This window comes from Paenibacillus sp. OAS669 (assembly GCF_014873645.1).
GTDB lineage: Bacteria > Bacillota > Bacilli > Paenibacillales > NBRC-103111 > Paenibacillus_S > Paenibacillus_S vulneris.
Genome location: NZ_JADBDR010000008.1, coordinates 318,908 through 341,403 on the forward strand (window position 1 = coordinate 318,908; position 22,496 = coordinate 341,403).

Sequence of the window (22,496 nt, forward strand, 5' to 3'; positions counted from 1 at the left end):
GTTAAGACAATGAAACGTAGTCAGTATGCAGTGATTGGGCTGGGGAGATTCGGATCGAGTTTGGCCAGGGAGCTGGTGGATCTCGGATACGAGGTTTTGGGCATCGATAAGGATGAGGAAGCCGTAGAGGAGATGAGCGATGTCTTGACGCATGTCGTCGTCGCGGATTCTACGGATGAAGATGTGTTGAAGTCGCTAGGCATGCGTAATTTTGATTGTGCGGTCGTCTCCATCGGGGATGATATTCAGGCAAGCATTTTGACAGCGATCCTGCTCAAGGACCTTGGTGTCAAGATGGTGGTCACGAAGGCGCTCTCCGAGCTTCACGGGAAGGTGCTGAACAAGATCGGCGTTGACCGGGTGATCTTCCCGGAGAGGGATATGGGGATTCGCGTAGCGCATCAGCTGGTTTCACCGAACCTGCTCGATTATATCGAACTGTCCAAAGATTATACCATCGCAGAGCTGTCGGTACCTAAGCGCTTATCCGGCCGGACGCTCAAGGAGCTGGACCCTCGAGCCAAATACGGGTGCAGTGTCGTCGCTATCAATAAGAAGCACGGAGTCATTATTGCTCCGACCGCTGTAGATACGCTGGATGAACAGGACATTATGGTCATCATAGGAACGAACGAGCAGATTGATTTGTTCGAGAGCGAAGTAATCCGTTAGCAAATAATCAGCCGTCACAAGAAATAGAGACGCTGCACATCTGGGACAATGGAGTGACAAAAGAGCATGGCCAACGACGTTTCGGAAATAGTCCATCATATCTTGCTATTATTGGTGCTCATTCTTGGTCTGGGGATGATTTTCGGACGCTTGGCCGGCAAATTGAAGCTGCCTGATGTCGCTTTATTCCTGATCGCGGGCATGATTGTAGGGCAGGGACTGCACTGGGTCTCAGAGACCAGCAGCTCACTGACCAATCAATTCATCTTGACTATCGGCTCCGTGCTCATTTTGTTCGATGGAGGGCGCAACATCCGGCTGTCCGGCCTGAAGAAGGTATGGCTGTCCGTCGCGCTATTGAGCGTGCCGGGCGTGTTGATAACCTGCGGAGTCGTTGCTATGGCGGCTCATTGGCTGCTGGGCATTCCGCTTCTGTATGCCGTATTGCTCGGAGCCATCATTTCTTCCACGGACCCGGCTACGCTTATCCCCGTGTTCAAGCAGGTGACGATCCGTACGAAGGTCCGTGAGACCGTCGAGAGTGAATCGGCCTTCAACGATGCGACAGGCTCCATTCTCACCTTCACGGTGCTGGCTGTCGTCACTGGAAGCCATTCATTCTCTATTGCCGCGAGCATTAAGGAATTTGTGTTGACGGCTGCAGGTGGCATCCTGGTCGGGGGTGTCATTGGCATGGCGTTAGCCTTCGTGACGGCTCATTTGAAGCTGGGCTGGTTCCGCGATTATGCGACTATCGCTCTGGTCGTAACCGCTATAGGCTCCTACTGGATCGGGGATACGCTTCATGTCAGCGGATTTATGGCGACCTTTACGGCAGGACTTGTTTGGGGGAATACGGACGTATTCAAGCTCGACATGAACGACAAGCTTCATGAAATGGGGCATTTTAGCGATAATATGACGGTCATTATGCGGATGCTGATCTTTATCCTGCTCGGCAGCCAGGTCAATTTCCAGGTGATCTGGGCCCACTTGTGGCCAAGCCTGGGCGTCATTGCCGTATTCATGCTGATTGCCAGACCCCTTGCGGTGCTGATTTGTACGCTGCCCGACCGGAGGGCTCAATGGAGCTGGAACGAAATCTTCTTTATGTTCTGGGTCCGCGAAACGGGCGTCATACCGGCGGCGTTGTCAGGCATGGTTGCAGGGCTTGGGGTGCAGCATGCCGACGTCATTGCTTCCGTGACCTTTCTTGCGGTTCTTCTGACTATATTGCTGCAGGCAGGGACGACCGCCTATGTCGCCAAAAGGCTCGGTATCGAGGAGAAAAAGGAGACACCTGGGGACCGGCTGCAATCCAATCCTAAACCGGCTGTTTGAAAAACTCCTTGGCCTTCTCAATAAAGCGCTGCGCCGAAGGATGATGGACGACCTCTTCTGTAAACAACAGGGAGGTCGTTCTTGTCATTTGCTCCAAAGCGGGGATGAAACGCACGACCAGCTCATTATCCTTGACCAGATTGCTTCGCAGATACGATTCCGGCAGCAGCGTCGCTGTTTTGCAGGTGGAGACCAGGCGGATGATGGCCTCGAAGGAGTCGATCTCCATTTTGACGTCCGGCTGAATCGCGTAGCGATGGAACATTTCATCCATTAGGATGCGGTACCAGGTGCCCCGGGAGAATAAGATCATAGGCAGCTCATGCAGGTCGCCTATTTCAATAGAAGCTTTATCTACGAACGGATGCCCGAGCGGCAGGACTAGGCATAAATGATCGTCGAACAGCGGCACGCATTTGAGGCCCGGATGCTCGATTTTGGAAGCGACGAGACCGATGTCGACCTTCCTCTCCTTGACCATGGGAACGATCTCATGCGTTTTGCCGGTAACGGCTTTAATGTCGGTATTCGGGTAGTTCTTCGTATAGATGGTGATAAGGTCAGGCAAGGTAGACTGCAGTGTCGTCAGGCTTGCCCCTATAATGATGCTCGCGGGCTTGACGGTCGTCTTGAATTCCTCGATCGAGCGCATCAGCTTCCTTTCCAGATGACGCTGCTCAATGGCGTGCTCATAGACAATTTGGCCTGCACGGGTAATCTCAAGCCGCTTTCCTTTGCGGATAAAGAGGTCCACGCCCAGCTCCTCTTCAAGCCTCATGATTTTACGGGAAAGTGCGGGCTGAGAAATGTTGAGCACCTGAGATGCTTTATTCAAGCTTTCCAACTCCACGACCTTAGCAAAAATATCGATATTTTCCAGCAAAATAGTCCCTTCTTTCAAATAAAATGTCCCTTTTGTGATTAAGCTCATTGTATATGTCAAAACTGAATAAGAGTTTATAAAAAATCGGCACTTCCATTATAAGCGATAATGGAGTACTATGGTGTGTGTCACGTATTGTTCACATTTTTTCGGCTGGACTGCATAAAAATTTGTCGATACATGGAAAATAGGCGTAGCGATTCATGTTGACGCTTGTTTCCTGCGGGAGTACAATGAAAAATGGTTTGTCAAGATGTGAACAACTACATACTTTTGAGGGGGGAATGGATTTCAATGTTTCGTAATTCGTATTTTTCACGCAAGCTGCATTCCTTGCTAGGTGTTATCCCGGTCGGTTTCTTCCTGATCGAGCACCTGCTGACGAACTACTCCGCGACCCATGGTCCGGCGAAGTTCATGGAACATGTGAATTGGCTGCATGAATTACCTTTAGTACTGCTTTTGGAAATTGTAGGGATATGGCTTCCGCTGTTGTACCATGCGGTGTACGGCTTGTACGTCGCTTACACGGCGAAAAACAACGTATCCAACTACGGTTACTTCCGTAACCAAATGTTTTTCTTGCAGAGGGTTACCGGTGTTATTACCTTCTTGTTCGTAGCGTTCCACTTTTTCCAAACACGTTTCCAAATCACATTAGGCTTGCCGCAAGAAGAAATCGGAATTCAAATGCATAACATCGCATCGAACTCCGTGTTTTTCGTGCTGTACTGTATCGGGATTGTGTCCGCGGTATTCCACTTCAGCAACGGAATGTGGTCTTTCCTTGTTAGCTGGGGTATTACAATCGGCCCGCGTGCACAACGGGTATCCTCCGTTATCTGGATGGTAGTATTCGTAATTATGTCGATCTTGTTTATCATGTCTCTGAGCGCGTTTGTTAATCCGGAATTCCAAAGCGTGCCGCAGATGACTAAAGGTTAAGGGAGGAGTGAACAACAATGGCTAATCAAAAAGTTATCGTAGTCGGTGGAGGTTTGGCCGGGTTAATGGCTACCATTAAAGCCGCAGAAGCCGGGGTTCACGTAAGCCTGTTCTCTTTGGTTCCTGTGAAACGTTCCCACTCGGTATGTGCACAAGGCGGTATTAACGGAGCGGTGAATACGAAAGGTGAAGGCGACTCCACTTGGGAGCACTTTGACGATACCGTATACGGCGGCGACTTCCTCGCGAACCAACCGCCTGTAAAAGCGATGTGTGACGCTGCGCCGGGCATCATTCACTTGATGGACCGTATGGGCGTTATGTTTAACCGTACGCCGGAGGGCTTGCTTGACTTCCGCCGTTTCGGGGGAACCCAGTATCACCGTACAGCGTTTGCCGGAGCAACCACTGGCCAGCAGCTGCTGTACGCATTAGATGAGCAAGTGCGTCGTTGGGAGACGGCGGGTCTTGTTACGAAGTACGAGCATTTCGAATTCCTCGGCGCAGTGCTTGATGACGACGGCGTATGCCGCGGTGTAGCTGCTCAGGATCTTCGCAGCATGGAAGTGCTGACGTTCGGAGCCGATGCTGTTATTCTGGCAACCGGCGGCCCTGGCATCATCTTCGGTAAAACGACGAACTCCGTCATTAACACGGGGACGGCTGCAAGTGCGGTTTATCAGCAAGGCGTTCACTATGCTAACGGTGAGTTTATCCAAATCCACCCAACGGCGATTCCCGGAGATGACAAGCTTCGCTTGATGTCCGAGTCGGCCCGCGGTGAAGGCGGACGGATCTGGACCTATAAAGACGGTAAGCCTTGGTACTTCCTTGAGGAAAAATATCCTGCTTACGGAAACCTGGTGCCTCGTGATATCGCGACTCGTGAAATTTTCGCAGTCTGCGTAGACATGAAGCTGGGTATCAACGGCGAGAACATGGTTTACCTGGATCTCTCGCATAAGGATCCGCATGAGCTGGACGTTAAGCTGGGCGGTATTATCGAGATCTATGAGAAGTTCATGGGCGACGATCCTCGTAAAATCCCTATGAAAATTTTCCCTGCCGTTCACTATTCGATGGGCGGAATGTGGGTTGACTTTAATCAAATGACCAACATCCCTGGCTTGTTCGCCTGTGGTGAGTGCGAGTATCAATACCACGGCGCTAACCGTCTCGGTGCGAACTCGCTGTTGTCCGCTATCTACGGCGGTATGGTTACAGGCCCTAAAGCAATTGAATATATCAAAGGCTTGAACAAGCATGTAGACGATATCTCCTCTTCCATCTTTGATCGTGAGAAGAAGAAGCATACCGATAAGTATGAAAGCCTGCTGAAAATGGAAGGCAAAGAAAATGCTTATGTGCTTCACAAAGAGCTTGGCGAATGGATGACCAACAATATGACGGTTGTTCGCTACAATAAGAAGCTGGAAGAGACCATTGCCAAAATCAATGAATTGAAGGAGCGTTACCGCAATATCAGCATGACGGATACGGCTCGCTGGAACAACCAAGGACTAGCGTTCACACGTCAGCTGTGGAACATGCTGGAGTTGTCCCACGCGATGACTTTGGGTGCTTTGCTGCGTAACGAAAGCCGCGGTGCACACTACAAACCGGAATTCCCTGAACGTAATGACGAGGAATTCCTGAAAACAACGAAAGCTACATGGACTCCGGACGGCCCGACTATCAGCTGGGAGGATGTAGACACATCGTTGATCAAGCCGCGTAAACGCGACTACTCGACTGACAAGAAGGGAGGACATTAATCATGGCAGAAACGAATACGACCAACAAAAAGGTTAAATTGATCGTTACCCGTCAAGATTCGCCAGAAAGCAAGCCTTATACCGAGGAGTTTGAAGTTCCGTACCGCCCTAACATGAACGTTATCAGCGCTTTGATGGAAGTGCAGCGGAACCCTGTTAATGCGAACGGCGGCAAAACGACGCCGGTATGCTGGGAATCCAACTGCTTGGAGGAAGTATGTGGAGCATGCTCCATGGTCATTAATGGCAAGCCGCGCCAAGCTTGTTCCGCGCTTATCGATAAGCTGGAGCAGCCGGTACGTATCGCGCCAATGAGTACTTTCCCTGTCGTTCGTGACTTGGTTATTAACCGTGAGCGCATGTTCGCCGCATTGAAACGCGTGAAAGCCTGGATTCCTATCGACGGTACGTACGATTTGGGTCCGGGACCGCGGATGGCGGAATCCAAGCGTCAATGGGCATACGAGCTGTCCAAATGCATGACCTGTGGCGTATGTCTGGAATCTTGCCCTAACGTGAACGAGAAAACAACGTTTATCGGTCCGGCAGCGATCTCTCAGGTTCGTCTGTTCAACGCTCACCCAACAGGTGAAATGAATGCGGCTGAGCGTCTTCAAGCCTTGATGGAAGACGGCGGTATCGAAGGCTGCGGTAACTCGCAAAACTGCGTCCGCTCCTGCCCTAAAGGTATTCCGTTGACAACTTCGATTGCTGCAATGAACCTGGATACGACGAAGCAATTGTTCAAAAACTGGCTTGGTATGTAGTCTTATCGAATCATTCATCCAAAGTCCTCTTCGCAAGCTCTGTGCTTGCAAGAGGGCTTTTTTCTTGGGGAAAAGGAGGGAGTCAAAAAAAGAATTGACGAGCAGGCGATAATGAAATACAATTTATTTAAACGTTTTAATTGAAACGTTTAAATAACAATTAAAGGAAGTAAGGTATGAGCAAACACCGTTCCGTTACGATTGTAGACATAGCCGAGGCAGCCGGTGTCTCCATAGCCACTGTATCCAATGTATTGAACCGACGGAAGGTTCCCATGTCGGAGGAGACGATTCGCAAAGTGGAGAAAGCCGCTGAGGAGCTTGGGTACCGTCGCAATGTAATGGCGGCAAGCTTAAGCCGCAAGAAGTCCTATGAGCTTGGCTTAATCGTTCCCGGCTTCATTGGGTATTACGGGGTTTTCGCAGAGGAAATGGAACGTACGGCGCACCGCTTCGGCTATCATATGTCGGTCTTTTCCGCAGGGGGCTATGACCCCGATATGGAGAAGCGTCACTTGGATGTGCTTTTGCAGCGCAGGGTAGACGGCTTGTTCTGCCACGGTCTTGCCATGTCGACGGAGACGACGCGGCAGATCGTGAGCGACGGTACGCCGCTCGTATTGTTCAACGGCTGGAATTGGCCGGAGGACATTGCGGTCGGTGCGGTCAATCTCGACTTCGCCGATGGCTGCAGGAAAGCGGTCAAGCATTTGGTGGAGCAGGGCTGCCGTTCGTTATTTTATCTGGAAAGGGCAAGAGCTCATGAGACGAACAAGCAGAGGCTGCTGGGCTTCCATGACGGAGTTAAGCAGTGGGCACCGGATATCCCCTCCTTTGTCCTTGATGGCGATACCCGCCCTTTACAGGAGCTTGTTCGTATGACGAAGGAAATGAGCGGAGGCAAGGGGCCCGTCGGTATTCTGGCGTTCGATGATTTGGTGGCGCTTCGTTTCATGTCCGCCGTGCTCGAAGAGGGAATGAAGGTTCCGGAGGATTACAAAATACACGGGATCAACAACGACGTCATTTCTTCCTCCTGCTACCCGCAGCTGACGACCCTGGATATTCCCTACAGCCAGCAGGCTCAGCTGGCGATTCGCCTCATGCTTGCGGAGCTCGGGGAAGAAGAGAAGCTTGCTCGCGCATCGCAGCTGCCTCCGCTGCCGGCTCGTGAAGGGAATGAAATCCGAATTCCATTAACTCCTATGCTTCGAAAATCAACACAATAGTCCGAACTAGGATGTAGAGCAGCTTTTCCAATGATGATGAATATGAGGAGAGATCACGATGAGCATGTGGAAGCAAGCCATTGAAGACGCAGTACAAAAAACAAAAGCGAATATTGAGAAGTATAACGGTCAATTCCCTCATGTCAGCAAGGACGGTCATTACTTGCTCAATGACAATACGGACTGGACCGACGGCTTCTGGTCGGGCATTTTGTGGCTCTGCTATGAATATTCCGGAGATCCGGTATTTAAAGAAGCGGCAGAGACAACCGTTGCCAGCTTCCGCAAACGGATGGATGCCAAAAGCCATATCGATCATCACGATATCGGCTTCCTGTACTCCCTATCCTCGAAAGCGCAGTGGATTATTGAACGCGATGAAGCAGCCAAGCAGCTTACTCTCGAGGCGGCCGACTGGCTGATGACCCGGTGGAGAGAGAAGGGGCAGTATATTCAAGCCTGGGGACCCAAAGATGATCCGGAGAACGGCGGACGCATCATTATCGATTGCATGATGAATTTGCCGCTGCTGTATTGGGCTTATGAGCAGACCGGGGACGAGAAATATAAAGACGTAGCTATCAAGCATGCAGATAAATCCCGCAGGTTCTTAGTGCGCGGCGATGACTCCTCTTATCATACGTTTTACTTTAACCCGGAAAATGGCGAAGCGATTCGCGGCGGCACTCATCAAGGCTACCAGGACGGCTCGACATGGACGCGCGGACAAGCATGGGGAATTTACGGCTTTGCTTTGTCCTATCACTACACCAAGAACCCTCTGTACCTTGAAACCTCCAAAAGAATGGCGCGCTACTTCCTGGAAAGACTTCCGGAAGACGACGTGGTGTATTGGGACTTCAACGTTCCGGTACAAGAGGGAACATATCGGGACAGCTCTGCATCCGCCATTACGGCTGCCGGCTTGATTGAGCTCTTGTCTCATTTGGATGCGAACGATGCCGACCGCAAGTTCCTGGAGGAAGGATTGGAACGCTCCTTGAAGGGGCTAATTAAAGGGTATGCTACGATCGGTCAACCGGACGCCGAAGGGTTCCTGGAGCATGGATCGTACCATGTTCGCGGCGACAATGCGCCGGATGATTATATGATCTGGGGCGACTATTATTATCTGGAAGCTCTGGTTCGCCTGGAGAAGGGAATCAAGGGATACTGGTACGAAAGATAAAATAAGACGCTGCCATATCACCAATGCCTTTCATGGCTCGAGGTAAGAAAAAGCACCCTCACCTGTGTAAGAAGACTCTTCTCGCAGGTTGGAGGGTGCTTTTGCTTATCGGAGGAATGCACTATACGGTAACAAGCTTGGATTGTTCTTCTTCCTGATGCCGTAAAAATTCTTTGCCGTATTCTCCGTGCGGGTGAATATGGGCATTTTCCATTTGAATGGTCGAATGCTCGATCCCGTATTTTTCTTTTAAAGTTTCGTTAATCGCTAATATAATGCAGAAGGGCTGCACTTTATTATTGATGAAGACGTGAGCGGTCAAGGAATAATGATCGGACGAAATAGCCCAGAAATGCATTTCATGCACATCATCGACGCCTTCGACCTTTGCAATGTCGCTGCGGATTTCATCAAGGTTGAACCGTTCGGGAACGGATTCCATCAGAATCAGATACGATTCCTTGATAATTTTCCAGCCGCCGATAAAGATGATGCCGCCGATGACCATGCTGATCAAAGGGTCAAACCACTGCAAGCCGGTAAAATAAATCAGTGTGGCGGAGATGATAACGCCGACCGAGCTGAGTAAATCGCCGATAAAGTGCCATAGCGCGCTTTGAACGTTCAAATTCTCTTCTTCCTTCATGCTGCGGCTTAATACCAGGGTCAGGACCACGTTGACCACAAGTCCGATGGAAGAGATAATGAGCATAAGCTTAAAATCGATTGGCTCGGGATGCAGGAACCGGCGAACCCCTTCGACGAAAATTCCGACAGCGATAATAGCGAGAGCCAGTCCGTTCAAGAAGGATGCTATAATTTCAAAGCGTAAATAGCCGAAGGTAAACCGGGCGTTAGGAGGGCGAGTGGCCATATAAATAGCTACCATACTAAGCCCCAGCGCCAGAACGTCGGAAATCATATGGGCCGAATCGGATAAGAGAGCGAGCGAGTTGGACAAGATCCCCCCGATAATTTCTACAATCGTAAAAAACAAAGTCAACAGAAGGGTAACCCACAATGTTTTCTTCGATTTGGATTGCTCTTTCACATGATGTAGATGATGATAATCGTACTCTTTCATCTATGTTCACCTGCCTCGAATGAATATTTGCTATGTTCGGATTATACGTCAAGTCCGGAATTTTGGCAAATACTTTAATTGAGAGCGTTTATCGTTGATTTGAGACCTATTATCAATGATTTGAGAAGTTTTTTCATCGTTTTGATAGCTTTTCTCATTTGGAGATAAAATATGATGGTAAGCGTTTTCTTATTTGTTACATAACTGAAATATTTCTGTTATCGTTTTAACATGTTTCTTGTGTAATATAATAACCAAGACCCCCTTTTTAATATAAACACTTCAAGACCTGGCCCCGTTGGCCGGGTCTCTTTTTTTGTGCTTCATTCCTAATCCGGGCAAAAGATAATCATTTGTTCAGCATCTCCGTTAAATCCCCCATTTCATGATAAATATTCCATATATGTAACCTAATGATTATTCGGGATGTAGTAGCATTTAGTTGGAAAGTGACGTTGGCATGAATCATGCGCCAGGGAGGTGAGCGGGTGTCCGCTAAAAAAGTCCATCGAAGCGGAAGGACATGCTTGCAGCAACAGCAGGTAAGACAGCATCGCTCTGAAATCATTAATACTTTATGGGGGTAGAGGATGAAAGCTAAGCGATTATTAAGCGTAGTGTTAAGTGCTGCGATAGCTTTGAACGTATTGCAGTTTAGCTCCTTGGCGTTGATGAATCCTTCGTTTGCCGCGGACGGAGATTTTATAACGACGACAATCGTCAACGATGATTACGAAACGGGCTCGTCAATGTCGGCGATCTGGGCATCGTCGGAGGAGCGTATGAACGGAGCTCAAGCAGTCCCGGATGGGAGGCTGTCCAACATGCGGATGTCAATCAGGATGGGAACATTGACCTTGATGATATTATCTACCTAGTCCATATCATTCCATGAAAGGACTAACGAGGAAGGGCTTTGCGGCCCTTCTTTTTTTCGATTTAATTATAACGTTACAAACTAGGTTTCAATTAATTGCAAGTTTGTTTGATTGCTCCGGTTATCGTTAGTGAACAGTTTGGAAGACCGCAGGACTGCACCCTCAGGGGTAAAAGTCGCGTTAGGATCCCCTTGAATCCATAGGGATATATCCAGGTATTGCACCACTTTTCCATCATGAACAAAGACAAGAAGACTGCTGCTCTCGTCAGATAAACGTAATGAATTTTTTGTCCACTCGTATCCGAGGCGTTCGTTGATTTGGGTATGCGTGGTATAGGGACCGAACAGATACAACTTATCCCATTCAAAATCGGTCAATTCTCGTACATATAAAGGAGCGGCCTCCCCTTTGCTTTGAGCGGTAAGAGAGTATGCACGGAAATTTTCCTCAAGTGTTTTGTGTTGATGTGGATCGACAATATTCATCTGCTGGTCATATAGTTTGATTAATGACAAAGAGGCAGGAACTGCCAAAATGATAGAGAGAAAGATCCACAGCGGTTTAAGCCAAGGCCTAATCTCAAGTAGATAAGTAAGCATATAGGTGATGAGCAGGCCAACGACAAAAGGGAGCAGGCAGAGCGTGAGGTTCATCGGGCCAAACCCATTCTCATTAATATCTAAAACCATATTTACAATCCCATATACGGAAAAGTAAATGGCGGTTAGTCCAATCCATATAATCCCAATGATTAACTTCCTCACGTGCATAATCGCCTAACCTCGACTTTTGAATGTAATAATATATAACTATTATACTTGAAGGGAGGATATTTTTGCCAAAGGTTCTGGTAAAATGGAATAAATAGCATTAATAATGGGAGCTTGATCCTATGGGAATCAATGAAACAGGAGGCTGCAATGTTACTGAAGGATACAGATCAACTGGATGATCTAAAATATTTTTTAATCAACTGGTACGGAAGATACGACAGCTCCTACGGTGTACCGGCGGACGAAATTCCACCATATCTGCCAAAGGCGTTACAAGAACTATATGCATTTGCAGGACGCTGGAAAAATGGACCGGACGGTCACCTCGAGAACTCCCCGGAGATTTTTCAACAGCAGGATTGTCTTTACTCGGTGGAGCGTCTAAAGAAGGACCAGGATAAGGTTACTTTTCTTGAGGAGAATCAAGCCAACTGGACTTGCCAAGTGGAAGCGGGTCAGAAAAATTCGCCTGTCTACTGTGACGAGTGCTTGCTTTGGGATGACAATGCCGAGGGGCATATCGTAGTAAATGACTCTTTATATCATTTTCTGAAAAGCTTTTGTTTACAGGAGGTTGTATTTGGCTGCAAACATCTTTATACGATAGAGGGAAAAATAGATAATATACAAATGTTGTTAAATAAACCTATTGAAGATGTGTGGCTTAACGGGTACTATATTAGCCCCAAAGAAGAGGGGCCTACCCATACATTTTACCGGTGCGGGGACGTGCTGGTCATGGAGCGCTATGGTGACCTTTGGTTAGGATCTAACAGTGATTTGCATGCACACTTGAATGGTGATATCTTGTCCTCCATCAAACTGAGGAAGATTGAAACTGTTTGAAATAATCTAAGAGTCATAACAGATCTAGATTAAACCGTGATATTGAATTTGAAATAAGCAGTTTTTGGAAAAACCTTTGCATGGAAAGAAACTGAATTCGTTTCTACAACTCCAAAATGATGCAGCAGCCGGTCCGCTGCGACACGCCTATTTCCCCCCCAACTTGCTGCAGGCGCCTTAGAGGAGCAATGCTTGTAACATACTTTTCTAAGGCTGCTGAAGCCGCTGGCTAAGCCGATGATGATAACTAATCGAAGCCAATTACTCCACCTTCGCACCGTAAGACCTTAAAAACGCGATGGCCTGTCCCGCATCCATGCGGACTCCCTTGACATCGAACGACTTGAAATTCACTCCGTCCAGTACAGCCCCTCTTAAATCCGCCCCTTGCAGACGTACCTTGGCCAGCTGGGCTCTAGATAGATCAGCCTCCCGAAGATCGCATTTTTCCAGATTGCTCTCATACAAATCGGCTTCCACCAGCCGTATGCCTCGAAGGGATTGCTTGCTTAAATTGCAATGCTTCAGATTCGTATAAGACCAATCCCCTCCAAGGATTGTAATGCCATCCAGATTGCATTCAGAGAAGTCCGACCCGACCATCTTGCATTCCTCAAACTTGGCAACGAACAAGGAAGCTCCTTTGAACCGGCAGTTGGTAAAAGCGGAGCCTATATGCACCGAGGCATTAAGCAGGGCGCCGGTGAAATCGCACTCCGTAAATTGGCACCCGTAGCTCCACATTTCCTCTAATTGTGAGCTTCTAAATCGGCAGCGATCAAACGTACAGCTGCGGAGCTCGCCTTCCCGCAAATCTTTGTAGCTAAAGTCTACTTCCTTATAATGCTGGTCTATGTAGGAATACATCCTTTGTCCCCCGTTGGCACAGATTCTTCGTTCCTTATTCTGTTTGAATCCTGATCCTAACCTTTATTATGAATCCTGCATCATAAATTCCGCAAGTGTGAAGGAGCGGGCGGTGCCCTTTTCCATGCGTTAGGGCTTCCGAAGGAGGACAATAAGGCGGTTTATGCATATTTTGTACTATAGAGATATGCTGCTCATGCAGCTTGAGAGGAGAAGATACGCTATGGCCAAAGGTTTCGATTGCGCTACACCGCTGACGGACAGTACAGCCGCGGCCTTTAAAAGGGACGGTTATGTATTTGTGGCTCGCTATCTGGTTCCAAGCAGCTGGAAGGCATTATCGGTAAAAGAGGTTCAATCGATTTGCAACGCCGGACTGCAGATCGTTTCCGTATTTGAGACGACGGCGGATCGGGCACTTGGAGGGAGAAGCGCGGGCTTGAAGGATGGCGCTATTGCATTGGATCTGGCAGCGCAGATGGGCCAGCCGCCTGGAAGTACGATTTATTTTGCCGTAGATTTTGATGCAACGCCAGCCCAGATGTCATCGGTGATTGCCTATATTAAAGGGGCAAGCGAGGCTACACCGGGGTATAATACGGGGGTTTACGGGTCCTATGCTGTCGTCGAGGCGGTTTATGCCGCAGGAGCCTGTTCGCGCTTTTGGCAAACCTACGCCTGGAGCGGGGGCAAAAAATCATCTGTCGCCAACATTTATCAATATTTGAACGATATCGTCGTGAACGGAATTGGAATCGACTTGAACGAATCCTATGGACAAGAAGGCTGGTGGAGTACGATACCGGCTGATTATATGCTGAATCCAGAGGACGCCAATAAGCTGATTGGCTTCATGAAGGCGGGGTACGAGGCGGCCAATGATGCGGCGGGGAAGGAGGACTTCCACCGGCTGGCAAATGAATTACGCAAAGCGTCGGGGCAACCGGAACAGTGACGTTCAAATGTGCAAATAAAACCGTCCAGGCAGTTGGGAAGCCTAGTATTGGCAAATAGCAGTCTCCATAGGTTTCTCAGCAACCAGTTCATAAATTGTATAAATAAAAAAATCCCCGCGGTGCGAGGACTGCCGGGAAACGTCTGGATTACAGCGGGGGCTTCCGGAAACGGGCGCTTCCTTCGGTCCGCAATTGCTTTTTTGCCACAAACATCATAACCGTAACGGAAAACAGAATCAGGAAGCAGCTTTCAATAAAAGAAATATGGCCGTCGTTCGCCCATAATAAGGTCAAAAATAATAAGATCCACATGTTGACATAAATATACTCGTATAGCAATCTTGGCATAAAAATCCACCCTCTTTTCCTAGATTACTCTATTATCTGCTGACGAGTGGGTATAGTTTGTTCATCTTAATTTTATCGGAAACCGTCGTAAAATGAAAGTTTGAGTCATTATTTGTCATTCATTGTCTGACTGCACCCGTCAGAAACTTGATCACTTTATACTATGAAGCGATTTCACAGATGGGAACTACAGTCTAGACGGAGTCTGCACGGAAAACTCTTACGGGTTTACAGAAGCATATCCGGGTGTTACGATGAACTTTGTAAAGAAATGATTAACAAGGTCATCAACTGCGGAGGCTATTATGGTAACTTGGAAACGAAATTTATGGCTCCTGTGGGTAGGATGCTTTATTACGTCAGCAAGCTTTTCGATGGTCGTTCCTTTTTTGCCGCTGTTTCTGCTGCATATCGGCGTTAGCCAGCATATTGAATTATGGTCGGGGCTGTTATTCAGCTCCGCCTTTTTTGCAGGGGCGATTTCGGCACCCTATTGGGGTGCTCTTGGGGATAAATATGGGCGGAAGCCTATGATTATTCGCGCGGGCTTTGTCCTTTTTGTCATATACATCCTGACATCTCTGGTGACAAGCCCTTATCAGCTGCTGATTCTGCGTTTGCTGCAAGGGCTGCTGAGCGGTTTTATTCCCGGCTCTATCGCTCTGGTCGGTACCAATACGCCGGAGAAGCATGTAGGCTATGCGCTCTCCCTGATGTCGACGTCTACCGCTACCGGAAGCATTATGGGGCCGCTGCTTGGCGGGATCATTTCCAAAATTTTTGACAGCAGGGTCGCCTTTGCAAGTGCAGGGGTCTTTGTTTTGCTGAGCACGCTGCTTGTTCTGTTCTGGGTAACGGAGGAGAAATTCGTTCCGAGCAAGGACCGAACCTCTATATTGTCCTCCATGAAGCTCGCGGCTAGCAACCGGCCGTTCGTAACCGTGCTGCTTCTGACACTGCTTACGCAATTCTCGGTTATGACTATTGAACCGGTGTTGCCGCTGTACATCGTGCAGATCGGCGGATCGGCCAAAGACGCATCGCTCCTTGCGGGAATCGTATTCTCTCTTGTAGGGATCGCAAGTATCCTATTTGCTCCGCGCTGGGGCAAGCTGGCGGATAAAATCGGCTTTCATAAAATTTTGATTATCGGCTTGGTTGTCGGAGGACTCGGGAATTTGGCGCAGCTCTTGTTTCACGGCGTTTGGGGCTTCTCCATCGTGCGGTTTATATATGGAGCCTTCTTCTGTGCGGTGTTCCCGGCTCTGAACGGACTGGTGGTCCGGTCCACACCGGCGGATTTTCGCGGTCGGGCCTTTGGTCTTAACCAGACGGCGAATCAGCTCGGAGGCATGCTGGGACCGCTGGTCGGCGGTGCCATAAGCGGTGTATTCTCGATTCACAGTGTTTTCTGGGTGACGGGAATATTGCTATTGTGCTCCGGTGCTCTGGCTTATATGTCGGTGAATCACAAGCCTTCCGCTCAGCAGGGGTAGTATAAGATTGAGAGTTGAATATTGTCAAATGGACCGTTCGGATATCTGGACGGTTCTTTTTATTCGTAGGACTTAATCCTCAACTTTGTCATTATTTAAATGAAGTCGGCGTTTAAACAAGGATGGATTCCCTCGTAATACATTCGCCATGTTCAAGAAGATGAGGCTGTGCGAGAATGAAGTTAAAGATCATGGTGTAAGTTGTTTGGAAATGTTTACTTTATACAAGGAGTGAGTAACAAAATGGCATATCAAACGATAAATGGAGTAAGGGTATGGGGGACTCCAGAGGCGGGAGCATTAGCACAGGCCAAAACATGCGCTGAACATGGAAATGTTGTTCAGGCGCTATTGATGGCGGATCATCATAAAGGCTATAGTCAGCCTATCGGAGGCGTCATAGCGTATGACGGTCAAATATCGCCTTCCGGCGTCGGTTATGATATCGGCTGCGGTAACAAAGCGGTCAGAACGAATCTGATGGCTGCCGATATTCGTCCTCGGCTGAAATCGCTGATGGATGAGATTGCACGGAAAATATCTTTTGGCATGGGACGAATCAACAACGAAAGAGTCGATCACGAGCTGTTCGATGATCCGGATTGGTCCGTGTATTCCGCGGTTGGGCGTCAGGTGCATGATAAGCTGAAGGCATTAGCACGGGAACAGCTGGGGACGGTCGGCAGCGGTAATCATTACGTCGATTTGTTCGAGGATACGGTGACTGGCCAACTGTGGATCGGCAATCATTTTGGCAGCCGGGGCTTCGGACATAAAACAGCCAGCGGCTTTATGAATCTGTCGGCAGGGCGTGAATTTCTGGGCAAGGCACCTGGAGAATCGATGGACCAACCACCAATCCTGCTTGATATGAATAGCGAGCTGGGCGATATGTACTACCGTGCCATGAAGCTGGCAGGGCGGTATGCATATGCCGGGCGGGATTATGTGATCCATCAACTATTATCTATTGTGGGGGCCGAGGCGGAATTTGAGGTCCACAATCATCATAATTTTGCTTGGAAAGAACAGCATGAGGGGAAAGATACGATCGTCGTACGTAAAGGAGCAACGCCATCGGCTCCAGGACAGCTTGGGTTTATCGGGGGAAGCATGGGAGACATCTCTGTCATTGTTCGCGGCAAAGACACGCAGGAGAACAGGGAGTCTTTTTACAGCACAGTTCACGGAGCGGGAAGAATTATGAGCCGTACGCAAGCCGCAGGCAAAATGAATTGGAAAACGAAAAGCCGGACCGGGGGGCAAATTTCTGCTGCACAGATGCAGGAAGCTGTAAAGAGCTTTGGTGTCGAGCTGCGCGGCGCAGGGACAGATGAAAGTCCATTCGTGTATCGAAAGCTGCAGGATGTACTGGATGCGCACTCAGAAACGATTGATGTACTGCATGTGCTGAAGCCGATTGGCGTCTGCATGGCAGGAGCCGATGAATTCGATCCGTACAAGGATTGATTGGTATTATATATAATTTGTTCGGTGATCTATTGCTCCTCCAATATCCCTTTAAACGGAGAAAAGACGAATTTAAGAAAGGTAGAAGGACCTGGCGTATGGGGCAGGTCCAGCATGGAGAGAAGCCATCCGATGAGGAGCAGCGACAGGAACATGAGCCGGTCTTTTTTCGGCTTTGTCTTTACCTGGCGCCACTCGAACCCTAAAATGAACAATATGGCGATCGTTACGATCCAAAACAAACTCCATCTCATTTTTCCTTCACCTCTTCCAGGGGTAAACCTCCCGGCGCATTGAGATTTCCGGTTCTGGTTATATTGGTGTTCACTTCAACCTTAACTTTTACCTTAGGGAATATGTCATCCCAGCGGTCTTTTGACGCCTCCCATTGTTTGGGATATTTCCGGTGAAATTCTCTGGCAAAATGAAATACATCTGCTTTTAGATGATGCTGTACTTCATCCAATGCTCGTTGGATGCGCTTTGTAACGTCTTTTTGATATGCCAGGTTCATTTGGTCTAATAACTCGGGGTCCATCGGATTCAAAACGGTACCGTTCTGAATGATATCCCCTTCGGTAATAACCTTGATCGTCATGCTCCATTGCTTGCCTTGAATATTCGGAATTAGCTTAATGCCGGCCCGAATCGGTTTAAGGGATACATTACCGCTGTCCTCTTTCCCTGTCCGGCCAGCTCCTTTCATCTTGAAGGTTACCGTGTACTCGCGAATTTCATTATTTATCCATAACACGCCTCTTGTTAAATCCTCCGAAATAGTGCCAATCATTCTATCCTTTTTGAAAACGGCGGTGCCGAAAATATAAGGAATCGTTTGGTATGGATCTGCCGATTTCGTTGTTGGAAGAATGTAGAGCAGAGGCAGCGCAGCTGCCTTGGATTCCCCCTTCAGCATAATACTTAGCTGCTCCATCGTGACCTGCATGCCTATTTTAAGGTCGCTCAGCTTCCGAATCGCTTCAGCCGACGAACGTTCTATCGGAGGGAACAACTCGAGCGCATCCCCGGCCTTTCCTTTGCTTACAAACATTAGGCCTCTTTCCCTCGGCTGCGGGTGCCGTAACAGAAAATCCATTTGCTCCTGGATCCCGGATTTCGCCAAATCCTCGCCGAAAATAAATACTTTGCATTGTCCCCAAAATTGTTTTCGGGGAATTACCCGCTGAAGCTTGGACAACGCGTCGGCAGTATCGATTCCTTCAGCCCTGCGGATGGTTGTCCGTTTCATTGCCCCGCCTCCTCCGCCTCCGCCCCCACCTCCTGACGCAATACCCCCGCTCTGGTTTTGAGGAATAACGATTTGTACCGATACTAGAACGTTGTTGTTCTTGCCCTTATCAAGCGCAAATGCGGTAATCAGCCCCAGGTCGTTCAGCTCCGTCCGGTCCCAACAGCCTTCAAGCAGCAAAATCAAGGGCAAAGCACAGATGAGTTTCTTGAAAGGTTTCACGGACCTGAGCCTCCTTTACCGGCCGCGATTTTATTGCGGATCGTAGCGACAATAAGCAAAATCGAAGGGATGAACACAAACATAGTTATAAGATAAAAAGGGACAAGGACTCTTAAGAAATAGGCGAGTCCGGAAAAGTTGGGAATATCCCAAAAGCCAAAAATGACAGAAAGGATACCAATAGGAAAAATAACGGTCCGATAATCCGTCAATTTAAAAGTGAATGTGAAGGCAAGGGCCGCCGAATAGAAAAATAAGCTAATTTTAACGAAATTTCCGACTATCCACATGGCGAGAAGCAGCACTTCTAAATTCTCGAAAATTTCGCCAATCCGAATGTAACGGAAAACGATCAGTATGGGATATACTTTGTCGCTAATGTCGATCCCGAGAACAAATAAAGAGATCAGATTAACATAAGTCATGCTTACGATGATACAAATCAGTGTGAGCAGGGCCATTTTCTTTCCTTTGTCAGGGTTGCTCAGAATCGGGAGAAAAAACGTCATCATAAAAAATTCGCTCAGCCAAGCTTGCGGAGTGGCAGATCCTTTGAGGACAGGGACGAAGCCATGGCTCAGGACAGGAAATATATTCTTGGGGTCCAGCTCCGGGATCAGAAGCAGTAGAAAAAATAAAGGAATGATAAAGATCGGCGTAAAAATCACAGCACACCTCGCTATCATTTCCGCTCCTCCACGTGCGGCAAAAGCGGCAAGGAGCACAATGGAGGAAAGTACCAATAAGTTCGGAGTTTTAATTAGAAAGTTGCCGGTAACAAATTCGGCGTACTCTCTGCTGACGACGCCAACGAAGTGTACAAAAACAAGAAAGTAAATCACACCGATGATTTTCCCGGGAATGCTGCCGACGATCCGGACGCTGTATTCAACTACGGTTTGCTTGGGGTAAAGCTCATGCAGGCGTATGGACAAATAGATCGAAAGTAAGCCGGTAACCGCTGAGAGGATAACCGCTAGCCAAAGATCATTCTGTGCATAGATTGCCGTTATGACCGGCAGCGAAATAAATCCGGTAGCCAGTATACCCGGGTACATGATAAGGGCTAGCTGAAGGGCTGAAATTTTCCCTTGCTCCATCTTGAGATTCACCACGCTTTGTATTGATGATGTCGCAAAACAAGGTAATGAGCCCGATAGTAATCAGGCTCAGCATGACTGCAGCGAGCAATAAGCTCTAAGTTAGACAACATTATTTTTCGTCTCCGCGCTCAGGACCCGGTTTTTGATGGGGAGCCTGACGGTACTGATCGTACATTCCCGTAAAGTAAGGACGTTCATTTAGCATCCACCGAGGTGCTCGGATAAGGACATCCTTTAGCTGGCTCAAATTAGGATTCGAAACTCCGGATAAGTAAGGAATACCGAAAGAGCGCAGACTGCATAGATGGATGACGATGGCAATAACCCCCATCATAATGCCCAGCAGGCCCAGCGTCCCGGCAAGGAATATAAGCGGAAAGCGCAGCAGCCGGATCGTGATCCCCATAATGTAACGAGGAACCATGAAGGACGAGATGCCTGTAAGTGCAACGACGATAACCATCGGTGCGGAAACAAGCCCCGCTTGAACCGCGGATTGCCCGATAACCAGGGCTCCCACGATGCTGACAGCGGCACCGACTTGTTTGGGCAGCCGTATGCCCGCCTCGCGAAGCGCTTCAAAAGTAATTTCCATCAGCAACGCTTCGCCAAGAGCCGGAAAGGGAACCGCTTCCCGCGAGCTGGCCATACTGATCAGGAGGGAGCCCGGAACCATCTCTTGATGGAATGTAAGCACTGCCACATAAAGCGACGGAAACAAAAGGGAGATCAGCGTAAAGGAGTAACGCAGCCAGCGGGTGGCGGTTCCAATCCAGAATCGCTGGTAATAATCCTCAGCCGCTTGTAATAATGAAAAAAGAGTGATAGGAGCGACCATAACAAATGGAGTTCCCTCCACCAGAATGGCTGCTCGTCCTTCCAGCAGGCATCCGCACACCACATCAGGGCGCTCGGTGCTTAACAGCTGAGGGAAAGGGGAGTAGGGGTTATCCTCGATCATTTCCTCGATATATCCGCTCTCCAGGACTCCATCGATCTGGATCCGATTCAGCCGAGTTTTGATTTCCTCCACTAGCGTCATGTCGACGAGCCCGGCAACATAAGCGATAACAACATTTGTTTGAGTGTAGTTCCCTATTTTCATGGCTTCCATTTTCAGCTGCGGACTTTTAATAATTCGTCGTAATTGGGATGTGCTTGTTCGCAGCGTTTCGGTAAAGCCTTCACGGGGGCCGCGGATAAGCGATTCAGCCGCAGGCTCTTCAATGCTGCGCTTTTCCCATTTGGATAGACCCAGCGCCAAACCATTTGCTTCGTTATCACACAGCAGAACAGGATTACCGCTGGAAAGATATTCGATGCACTCTTGAATGGTACTAAATTCGTTCGCCTGAGAAACACTTATTTTTCTCTCGACAAACGGTTTGATGCCTGTAATGCCTCCCGTTGTCTCGTTCATCAGAGGAGCAATCACATAGTCTTCCAAACCCTGGGAGTCGGCCAACCCGTCAATATAAACTAACATGGCTTTTGTCCGGCCAGCGATTAAAAAAGAACGATAAATCACATCAGAGCAGTTGGCATAAATCGTGCGCAGCGTCTGATCATTTTGCTGCAAATGCAAAGACAGCTTTTGCTCCCCGGAATGACCGGCAGCATTCGGAATAAGACTGGCCGGGTTTATCCGATTCTTGGATGATTTAAATAATTTAAACAGTCTATTGAGCAAACGCTGGCCCCTCATATGGGATAAAGCCCCTTTGTAAAGATCATTTTCTATATTTTGGTTCATGCTTCCATTTATTATGCAAATCGTTGGCATGATTATCTCATTGTGCAGCTTTCTCAACGGACTTGGGGTACGGTCGGCAAAAGCCTCCTGCGGGAGGCCGGGGTACGCTTCATTGGACTAATCGGGCCGGGGAGTCAGGGTATGCTGCCCGCTGCTTCAGCAAAGATTCAAGATCATCTTAAGCTTGCACCTGCGGGAGCAAATCGGTATTGTGAAGGTAGAGGAGGGGATACGGCCTATGCAGGAGCCTAAGAAAATATACAATACATCGGTGGAAGTGACACTGGAAGTGATGGGGGGCAAATGGAAGCCGGTGATTTTGTTCCATCTGACATTTGGAGAAAAGCGTAACGGCGAGCTCATGAGCTTAATGCCTGCTATTACCCAAAAGGTTCTGACGGCGCAATTGCGCGAGCTGGAGAAGGATGGAGTCATTGAACGGATCTCCTATAACCAGGTGCCTCCCAAAGTCGAATATAAATTGACAGAGTATGGCTGGACCTTGAAGGATATCCTTCATTCCATGTGCCGGTGGGGGGATGTGCACCTGGAACGGGTCTATGGGGACAATAGCTCGATTCTGACAGCCGCTTCAAGCTCAGGAGAGATGGAATAATGAAATGAGCAGAACCGGTGACTGGAATCCA

Annotated in this window: 22 protein-coding genes; 13 read left to right on the forward strand and 9 right to left on the reverse strand. The window is 48.5% G+C overall.

All coding sequences use genetic code 11. The features are described from left to right. Positions 1-9 precede the first annotated feature (9 nt). Together GGC63_RS19640 and GGC63_RS19645 are read left to right on the forward strand one after the other, a co-directional pair. Positions 10-672 carry a potassium channel family protein gene (locus GGC63_RS19640; protein WP_079909711.1) on the forward strand — a complete coding sequence of 221 codons (663 nt, stop codon included), beginning with the start codon at positions 10-12 and terminating at the stop codon, positions 670-672. A gap of 66 nt (positions 673-738) precedes the next feature. After that, positions 739-2,013 (forward strand): cation:proton antiporter, encoded by a 1,275-nt coding sequence (locus GGC63_RS19645; RefSeq protein ID WP_192703727.1) that lies wholly within the window; start codon positions 739-741, stop codon positions 2,011-2,013. Here the strand turns inward: GGC63_RS19645 and GGC63_RS19650 are convergent. After that, positions 1,997-2,893: a LysR family transcriptional regulator gene (locus tag GGC63_RS19650; RefSeq protein ID WP_079910143.1), complete on the reverse strand. Its 897-nt coding sequence runs from the start codon at positions 2,891-2,893 to the stop codon at positions 1,997-1,999. The two genes, GGC63_RS19645 and GGC63_RS19650, sit on opposite strands and share 17 nt — an antisense overlap. A gap of 297 nt (positions 2,894-3,190) precedes the next feature. On the opposite strand from GGC63_RS19650, the gene GGC63_RS19655 reads away from it, so the two are divergent. From GGC63_RS19655 to GGC63_RS19675, 5 genes are all read left to right on the forward strand, one after another. Then, a complete protein-coding gene (locus GGC63_RS19655) occupies positions 3,191-3,841 on the forward strand; it encodes a succinate dehydrogenase cytochrome b558 subunit (protein WP_079909713.1) in 651 nt (216 codons plus the stop codon). 17 nt (positions 3,842-3,858) lie between these two features. Then, positions 3,859-5,616, forward strand: a complete 1,758-nt coding sequence (gene sdhA / locus GGC63_RS19660) for a succinate dehydrogenase flavoprotein subunit (protein ID WP_079909714.1) — start codon at positions 3,859-3,861, stop codon at positions 5,614-5,616. A 2-nt stretch (positions 5,617-5,618) separates the two neighbouring features. Further along, complete coding sequence (gene sdhB / locus GGC63_RS19665) at positions 5,619-6,383, forward strand: succinate dehydrogenase iron-sulfur subunit (RefSeq protein WP_192703728.1); 765 nt, start codon at positions 5,619-5,621, stop codon at positions 6,381-6,383. A gap of 176 nt (positions 6,384-6,559) precedes the next feature. After that, entirely contained in the window at positions 6,560-7,612 is a 1,053-nt protein-coding gene (locus tag GGC63_RS19670) for a LacI family DNA-binding transcriptional regulator (protein WP_192703729.1), read from the forward strand. Between the two features lie 58 nt (positions 7,613-7,670). Then, on the forward strand, positions 7,671-8,801 hold the full coding sequence (locus GGC63_RS19675; RefSeq protein ID WP_192703730.1) for a glycoside hydrolase family 88 protein: 1,131 nt from the start codon (positions 7,671-7,673) through the stop codon (positions 8,799-8,801). 121 nt (positions 8,802-8,922) lie between these two features. On the opposite strand, the gene GGC63_RS19680 is transcribed toward GGC63_RS19675, so the two are convergent. Next, a complete protein-coding gene (locus GGC63_RS19680) occupies positions 8,923-9,885 on the reverse strand; it encodes a cation diffusion facilitator family transporter (RefSeq protein WP_192703731.1) in 963 nt (320 codons plus the stop codon). Positions 9,886-10,475: 590 nt separating this feature from the next. On the opposite strand from GGC63_RS19680, the gene GGC63_RS19685 reads away from it, so the two are divergent. Beyond that, positions 10,476-10,763: a hypothetical protein gene (locus GGC63_RS19685; RefSeq protein WP_192703732.1), complete on the forward strand. Its 288-nt coding sequence runs from the start codon at positions 10,476-10,478 to the stop codon at positions 10,761-10,763. Positions 10,764-10,843: 80 nt separating this feature from the next. Here GGC63_RS19685 and GGC63_RS19690 read toward each other — a convergent pair whose 3' ends face one another. Next, positions 10,844-11,530 (reverse strand): hypothetical protein, encoded by a 687-nt coding sequence (locus GGC63_RS19690; protein WP_192703733.1) that lies wholly within the window; start codon positions 11,528-11,530, stop codon positions 10,844-10,846. Positions 11,531-11,686: 156 nt separating this feature from the next. Here GGC63_RS19690 and GGC63_RS19695 point away from each other — a divergent pair, with 156 nt between their 5' ends. Continuing rightward, positions 11,687-12,385, forward strand: a complete 699-nt coding sequence (locus GGC63_RS19695) for a hypothetical protein (RefSeq protein WP_192703734.1) — start codon at positions 11,687-11,689, stop codon at positions 12,383-12,385. 261 nt (positions 12,386-12,646) lie between these two features. Here the strand turns inward: GGC63_RS19695 and GGC63_RS19700 are convergent, their stop codons facing one another. Further along, positions 12,647-13,252: a pentapeptide repeat-containing protein gene (locus GGC63_RS19700; protein ID WP_192703735.1), complete on the reverse strand. Its 606-nt coding sequence runs from the start codon at positions 13,250-13,252 to the stop codon at positions 12,647-12,649. Positions 13,253-13,475: 223 nt separating this feature from the next. On the opposite strand from GGC63_RS19700, the gene GGC63_RS19705 reads away from it, so the two are divergent. Beyond that, positions 13,476-14,207 (forward strand): DUF1906 domain-containing protein, encoded by a 732-nt coding sequence (locus GGC63_RS19705; RefSeq protein ID WP_192703736.1) that lies wholly within the window; start codon positions 13,476-13,478, stop codon positions 14,205-14,207. 148 nt (positions 14,208-14,355) lie between these two features. Here GGC63_RS19705 and GGC63_RS19710 read toward each other — a convergent pair whose 3' ends face one another. Next, positions 14,356-14,556: a hypothetical protein gene (locus tag GGC63_RS19710; protein ID WP_079909725.1), complete on the reverse strand. Its 201-nt coding sequence runs from the start codon at positions 14,554-14,556 to the stop codon at positions 14,356-14,358. Between the two features lie 305 nt (positions 14,557-14,861). On the opposite strand from GGC63_RS19710, the gene GGC63_RS19715 reads away from it, so the two are divergent. Together GGC63_RS19715 and GGC63_RS19720 are read left to right on the forward strand one after the other, a co-directional pair. Continuing rightward, positions 14,862-16,052, forward strand: coding sequence for an MFS transporter (locus tag GGC63_RS19715; RefSeq protein WP_079909726.1), 1,191 nt, complete (start codon positions 14,862-14,864; stop codon positions 16,050-16,052). Between the two features lie 243 nt (positions 16,053-16,295). Further along, complete coding sequence (locus GGC63_RS19720) at positions 16,296-17,522, forward strand: RtcB family protein (RefSeq protein WP_192703737.1); 1,227 nt, start codon at positions 16,296-16,298, stop codon at positions 17,520-17,522. A 29-nt stretch (positions 17,523-17,551) separates the two neighbouring features. On the opposite strand, the gene GGC63_RS19725 is transcribed toward GGC63_RS19720, so the two are convergent. The 4 genes from GGC63_RS19725 to GGC63_RS19740 all read right to left on the reverse strand — a co-directional run bounded on the left by GGC63_RS19725 (position 17,552) and on the right by GGC63_RS19740 (position 21,801). Next, entirely contained in the window at positions 17,552-17,776 is a 225-nt protein-coding gene (locus tag GGC63_RS19725) for a hypothetical protein (protein ID WP_192703738.1), read from the reverse strand. Next, positions 17,773-18,993, reverse strand: a complete 1,221-nt coding sequence (locus GGC63_RS19730) for a Ger(x)C family spore germination protein (RefSeq protein WP_192703739.1) — start codon at positions 18,991-18,993, stop codon at positions 17,773-17,775. The genes GGC63_RS19725 and GGC63_RS19730 overlap by 4 nt, the downstream gene beginning before the upstream one ends. After that, positions 18,990-20,093 (reverse strand): GerAB/ArcD/ProY family transporter, encoded by a 1,104-nt coding sequence (locus GGC63_RS19735; protein ID WP_192703740.1) that lies wholly within the window; start codon positions 20,091-20,093, stop codon positions 18,990-18,992. Before GGC63_RS19735 ends, GGC63_RS19730 begins: the two co-directional genes overlap by 4 nt. A 112-nt stretch (positions 20,094-20,205) precedes the next feature. Further along, entirely contained in the window at positions 20,206-21,801 is a 1,596-nt protein-coding gene (locus tag GGC63_RS19740; RefSeq protein WP_192703741.1) for a spore germination protein, read from the reverse strand. A 286-nt stretch (positions 21,802-22,087) separates the two neighbouring features. Between GGC63_RS19740 and GGC63_RS19745 the strand changes: the two genes are divergently transcribed. Beyond that, on the forward strand, positions 22,088-22,465 hold the full coding sequence (locus GGC63_RS19745) for a winged helix-turn-helix transcriptional regulator (protein WP_192703742.1): 378 nt from the start codon (positions 22,088-22,090) through the stop codon (positions 22,463-22,465). Positions 22,466-22,496: the final 31 nt, after the last annotated feature.

Excerpts from the sequence above, each read along its gene's own strand:
- GGC63_RS19740 (WP_192703741.1), bottom strand. The coding sequence starts at position 21,801 with ATGAGGGGCCAGCGTTTGCTCAATAGACTGTTTAAATTATTTAAATCA.
- GGC63_RS19735 (WP_192703740.1), bottom strand. The coding sequence starts at position 20,093 with ATGGAGCAAGGGAAAATTTCAGCCCTTCAGCTAGCCCTTATCATGTAC.
- GGC63_RS19670 (WP_192703729.1), top strand. The coding sequence starts at position 6,560 with ATGAGCAAACACCGTTCCGTTACGATTGTAGACATAGCCGAGGCAGCC.
- GGC63_RS19645 (WP_192703727.1), top strand. The coding sequence starts at position 739 with ATGGCCAACGACGTTTCGGAAATAGTCCATCATATCTTGCTATTATTG.
- GGC63_RS19725 (WP_192703738.1), bottom strand. The coding sequence starts at position 17,776 with ATGAGATGGAGTTTGTTTTGGATCGTAACGATCGCCATATTGTTCATT.
- GGC63_RS19705 (WP_192703736.1), top strand. The coding sequence starts at position 13,476 with ATGGCCAAAGGTTTCGATTGCGCTACACCGCTGACGGACAGTACAGCC.
- GGC63_RS19655 (WP_079909713.1), top strand. The coding sequence starts at position 3,191 with ATGTTTCGTAATTCGTATTTTTCACGCAAGCTGCATTCCTTGCTAGGT.
- GGC63_RS19675 (WP_192703730.1), top strand. The coding sequence starts at position 7,671 with ATGAGCATGTGGAAGCAAGCCATTGAAGACGCAGTACAAAAAACAAAA.
- GGC63_RS19715 (WP_079909726.1), top strand. The coding sequence starts at position 14,862 with ATGGTAACTTGGAAACGAAATTTATGGCTCCTGTGGGTAGGATGCTTT.
- GGC63_RS19685 (WP_192703732.1), top strand. The coding sequence starts at position 10,476 with ATGAAAGCTAAGCGATTATTAAGCGTAGTGTTAAGTGCTGCGATAGCT.
- sdhA (WP_079909714.1), top strand. The coding sequence starts at position 3,859 with ATGGCTAATCAAAAAGTTATCGTAGTCGGTGGAGGTTTGGCCGGGTTA.
- GGC63_RS19680 (WP_192703731.1), bottom strand. The coding sequence starts at position 9,885 with ATGAAAGAGTACGATTATCATCATCTACATCATGTGAAAGAGCAATCC.
- GGC63_RS19700 (WP_192703735.1), bottom strand. The coding sequence starts at position 13,252 with ATGTATTCCTACATAGACCAGCATTATAAGGAAGTAGACTTTAGCTAC.
- GGC63_RS19710 (WP_079909725.1), bottom strand. The coding sequence starts at position 14,556 with ATGCCAAGATTGCTATACGAGTATATTTATGTCAACATGTGGATCTTA.
- GGC63_RS19640 (WP_079909711.1), top strand. The coding sequence starts at position 10 with ATGAAACGTAGTCAGTATGCAGTGATTGGGCTGGGGAGATTCGGATCG.
- GGC63_RS19695 (WP_192703734.1), top strand. The coding sequence starts at position 11,687 with ATGTTACTGAAGGATACAGATCAACTGGATGATCTAAAATATTTTTTA.
- GGC63_RS19745 (WP_192703742.1), top strand. The coding sequence starts at position 22,088 with ATGCAGGAGCCTAAGAAAATATACAATACATCGGTGGAAGTGACACTG.
- GGC63_RS19720 (WP_192703737.1), top strand. The coding sequence starts at position 16,296 with ATGGCATATCAAACGATAAATGGAGTAAGGGTATGGGGGACTCCAGAG.
- sdhB (WP_192703728.1), top strand. The coding sequence starts at position 5,619 with ATGGCAGAAACGAATACGACCAACAAAAAGGTTAAATTGATCGTTACC.